At 56.0% G+C, this 4,268-nt stretch carries 4 protein-coding genes; all 4 read left to right on the top strand.

Annotation, left to right across the window (positions count from 1 at the left end; translation table 11 throughout):
* The first annotated feature begins 96 nt into the window (after nt 1–96).
* The 4 genes from CXF87_RS11680 (at nt 97) to dsbG (ending at nt 4,116) form a co-directional block, all read left to right on the top strand.
* A complete protein-coding gene (locus tag CXF87_RS11680) occupies nt 97–504 on the top strand; it encodes a heavy metal-responsive transcriptional regulator (RefSeq protein ID WP_008958490.1) in 408 nt (135 codons plus the stop codon).
* Between the two features lie 79 nt (nt 505–583).
* Nucleotides 584–3,058, top strand: coding sequence for a heavy metal translocating P-type ATPase (locus CXF87_RS11675; protein WP_101146738.1), 2,475 nt, complete (start codon nt 584–586; stop codon nt 3,056–3,058).
* Between the two features lie 33 nt (nt 3,059–3,091).
* Nucleotides 3,092–3,220, top strand: a complete 129-nt coding sequence (locus tag CXF87_RS22275) for a hypothetical protein (RefSeq protein WP_008958488.1) — start codon at nt 3,092–3,094, stop codon at nt 3,218–3,220.
* Between the two features lie 65 nt (nt 3,221–3,285).
* Entirely contained in the window at nt 3,286–4,116 is an 831-nt protein-coding gene (gene dsbG, locus CXF87_RS11670; protein ID WP_101146737.1) for a thiol:disulfide interchange protein DsbG, read from the top strand.
* Nucleotides 4,117–4,268 lie beyond the last annotated feature (152 nt).

The following is a 4,268-nucleotide window of genomic DNA, read 5'->3' as shown; positions in this document are numbered from 1 at the left end:
GGTCGTGCGCCAACCGGAGCAATAGGAGCCCCGACCGATAGATTCGTTGAGTCAGGCTGCCAGAAGCTTAGATTAATAATATCGTGAGGTAACGCTATGCAAACACTAAGTATCGGCGAGCTTGCCGAACGAAGCGGGGTCGCTAGCCAGGCGATTCGATTCTACGAAAAAGAGAAACTTATGCCTCCTCCGAGGAGGACCGATGCCAACTATCGGCGTTACCCACTGGAAGCTGTGGATCGGTTACAGTTCATCGTCCATGCCAAGCAGTGGGGCTTCACGCTGCAAGAGATTCGGGAGCTGTTAATGCTTCAGGATGCTAATGGCGACCGGGCGCAAGCTAAGCGCATCGCCGGGGAGAAGCTGCACAAGGTGCGCGAGCAGATCAAACACCTCTCGCGAATTGAAGCCGTATTATCGAAAACACTGGACGAATGTGCAGGCGAAGGGCCTATGCAGGAAGGCTGCCCGATTGTTGAAGCTATCGCAGAGCAGGCTGAATGATCGAGCATTTTCTCGACAGCAAACATGGGAATCAAGCTTGCATATCGGGTCGTCGATAAATTAACAGGAGATCTTCATTATGGCGCAAAACGTCGATATCGAGATTCGTGGTATGTCCTGTGCTTCCTGTGTTGGACGTGTGGAACGTGCACTCAGCCAGCAGCCAGGCGTGATCAACGCTCAAGTGAACCTCGCCACCCAGAAGGCGGCTATCCAGGTCGAAGCAGGTACCACGACCACTAGCCTACTCGACGCCATTGAAACAGCGGGCTATCAACCGGTAGTGGAAAGTCTCGAGATTCCCGTCACCGGCATGAGTTGCGGTTCTTGTGTCTCTCGGATAGAGCGAACGCTAACGAAGCTGCCCGGCATGGTGGAAGTGAGTGTTAACCTTGCTACCCAGAAGGCCTTCGTTCGTTTCCTGCCGGGAGCCGTTTCGTTAACGCGTATTCAGCATGCCATCCGCGAGGCAGGCTATGAACCTCAGGATACCGATACGCCGCCACCAACGGACAGCGAGGACCAGGAGAGAGCCGAGCTTCGCCGCCGCGTCGTGCTCGCGGCAATATTTACGATTCCGGTGGTCATCATCGCCATGGGGAAAATGATTCCCGCTTTTGACACGCTTTTAACGAGTCTAATGCCGCATCGCGGCTGGATGGGCATCGAGTGGTTGTTGGCCACACCGGTGCAGTTCTATGCCGGCGCACGCTTTTATCGTGCTGGCTACGCCGAACTCCGGCATCTTAATCCGGGCATGAACAGCCTCGTCATGATCGGCTCGAGCGCTGCCTATTTCTATTCGGTCGCCGCCCTGCTGGTGCCCGGACTCTTCCCCGTCGGAACCGCCGTGAGCTATTTCGAAGCGGCGGCGGTGATCGTGACGCTAATTCTGCTCGGTCGCTATTTTGAACACGTTGCCAAGGGCCGCACCTCCGAGGCGATCAAGAAGCTTCTGCAATTACAGGCGAAAACTGCCCGCGTCATCCGTGAGGATGAAACCGTCGAGCTGCCTATCGACGCCGTCGTCACAGGCGATCGTATTTTGGTTCGCCCAGGGGAGCGTGTTCCAGTCGATGGCATCGTTGAGGAAGGTCACTCCTACATTGATGAGTCGATGATCAGCGGTGAACCAGTGCCGGTCGTCAAAAAGAAGGATTCCGAAGTCGTCGGTGGCACTATCAACAAGAACGGTGCACTTACCTTTCGGGCCACGCGAGTCGGTGCCGACACCGTGCTTTCACAGATCGTCAAGATGGTGGAAACGGCCCAGGCGGAGAAGCCCCCCATCCAGCAGTTGGCCGACAAGGTTGCCGGTGTATTTGTACCCGTGGTCATCGCGATCGCCGCGATGACCTTTGCACTCTGGTTCGTTTTCGGACCGGCGCCGTCTTTGTCGTTTGCTTTCGTCACTACCGTTAGCGTACTGCTAATTGCCTGCCCCTGTGCGATGGGCCTAGCCACCCCAACGGCCATCATGGTCAGTACCGGGAAAGGGGCCGAGATGGGAGTGCTATTTCGTAAAGGGGCGGCGCTTGAGACGCTGGCCAAAATGAATACGGTGGTGCTGGACAAGACCGGCACTTTGACCCAGGGGCGCCCCGAGCTGACCGACTTCGAAGCGATCAACGGCCATGAGAACGAGGTGCTGCGACTGGTCGCGGCGGTGGAAGCTCAAAGCGAGCACCCCATCGCCGAGGCTATTGTACAGGGCGCCAAGGCCCGCGGGCTGGAATTACCCTCGGTCAGTCGCTTTAGTGCCGAGCCTGGCTACGGCATTGAAGCCGAGGTCGACGGCCACTTGGTACATGTGGGAGCTGATCGTTACATGCTTCGGCTGGAAATCGAGCTCGGCCAGGCAGAAACACGCGCCAAGGTGTTTGCCGAGAACGCCAAGAGCCCGCTCTATGCCGCGGTAGACGGCCAGCTTGCTGCAGTCATCGCGGTGGCGGATCCACTTAAGGAGGGCTCTGCCGAGGCCATCGCAGCACTCAAAGCGCAAGGGCTGGAAGTGGCCATGCTCACCGGCGATAACCGTGCCACTGCCGATGCTATCGCCCGACAGGTTGGCATCCAGCAGATTCTCGCTGAGGTACTGCCCGACCAGAAAGCGGCAGAGATCCGGCGTCTCCAGGCGGAGGGCAAGCGCGTCGCTTTTGTGGGGGACGGGATCAATGATGCGCCCGCTTTGGCCCAGGCCGACGTGGGCATTGCGATCGGCACTGGCACCGATATTGCCATCGAGTCCGGCGATGTGGTGCTGATGAGTGGCGATTTGCGAGGCATCGTCAATGCCACGGCGCTCTCCAAGCGTACCCACCGGACCATTATCGGCAATTTCGTTTGGGCCTATGGCTACAACGTAGCGTTGATCCCCGTCGCGGCGGGCGTGCTCTATCCGTTCATCGGCGTATTGCTCAGCCCCATGCTGGCGGCGGCTGCCATGAGTGTTTCCAGTGTCTTTGTACTGACTAACTCGTTGCGGCTACGCCGTTTCACGCCAGTTCCCGGCAATGCCACACCACGGCCAAACGAGGCTGTTCATCGCGCCTAAACCAAACACCGTAGTGTTAAAGAGGAATTCAAAATGATGGGAAGTGATAGTTGCATGTGGGGTATGGCGGGGATGGGCCTAATAGCGATCTTGTTGATTATTGCACTGGGGCTTGGTGTTGCTGCGCTTATCAAGTACCTGTTTTTTAATAAGAAGCACTAAAACCAGCCAGTAAATGTGATCGACCTAATCCCTTGGAAAAACAGTAATTGATAAAGAGAGCATTCATGAGGCATATCCTACATTCTACTTATTACCTAGCCGCTGCAGGTCTGTTAGGTCTTATTACGTTGCCTGCGTTGGCGCAGGAAGCAGGAACCGATGCCAATGAGAGTCATCAGGCCGGCATTGCCGCTAATACTGAGTCTCCCTTGCCCAAGACGATTACCGTGTTGGTGGATCAAGGGTTCACCTTCCATGGCATCTTCGAAGCGCCTGACGACCTCCAAGGCTATGCCTTGTCTTATGGTAATGAGCCTATGGCGGCTTATATTTCTTCCTCTTCCGACTATGCCGTCATTGGTACGTTAATCGACCCCCAGGGCAATGCCGTCATGGAAAGCCAGCTTCAGGCTCTGGTGCTGGAACCCATGCTGGAAGCTGCCTGGAGTGCGTTTGAAAACACTCGTTTTATCTCGGAGGGGAATGATGATGCATCGCATATTGTTTACACACTAACAGACCCCAACTGCCCCTACTGCAACGCACTCTGGAAGAATTCACGCCCGCTAATCGAGCAAGGCGTACTACAGCTTCGTCACGTGCTGGTCGGCGTGCTATCAGAGGACAGTCTTCGCAAAGCTGCCGCAATCCTTGAAGCCGACAATCCGGCTAGCGCTCTCGAAACCCATGAATTGGAATTTCGCAATGGCGGCATAAAACCGGTGGAGCCGTCGGAGGAGAGTCAAGCGCTGCTCAGAAAGCATGCCCAGATCATGCGCGAGGCCGGTGCTACAGGGACGCCGACCAGCTACTACCGTGATGAAGCCGGGAAAGTACAGCGTATCAATGGTGCAGTGTCGACCGACCAGCTTCGCGAAATATTGGGTGTTGAATGATACTCCATCACGGTACAGGGCTGAGATGACATGTCTCCCTGCTCCCCACAACTGAGATGGACATGGCAACCAAGCTTAGTGTAAAGCAAAAGCTCTTTTTGGGGCTCTCTCTACTGATGGGCTTGGCGTCCCTCTATTGGATCCTGATGGAG

It is taken from the genome of Halomonas sp. MES3-P3E (genome assembly GCF_002836035.1).
In the GTDB taxonomy this organism is placed as follows: domain Bacteria; phylum Pseudomonadota; class Gammaproteobacteria; order Pseudomonadales; family Halomonadaceae; genus Vreelandella; species Vreelandella arctica.
Note: the sequence above shows the minus strand (reverse complement) of the source record. Positions and strands in the feature narration are given on the sequence as shown.

Coding starts and splice junctions, on each gene's coding strand:
- CXF87_RS11680 (WP_008958490.1), top strand. CDS start 97: ATGCAAACACTAAGTATCGGCGAGCTTGCCGAACGAAGCGGGGTCGCT.
- CXF87_RS11675 (WP_101146738.1), top strand. CDS start 584: ATGGCGCAAAACGTCGATATCGAGATTCGTGGTATGTCCTGTGCTTCC.
- CXF87_RS22275 (WP_008958488.1), top strand. CDS start 3,092: ATGATGGGAAGTGATAGTTGCATGTGGGGTATGGCGGGGATGGGCCTA.
- dsbG (WP_101146737.1), top strand. CDS start 3,286: ATGAGGCATATCCTACATTCTACTTATTACCTAGCCGCTGCAGGTCTG.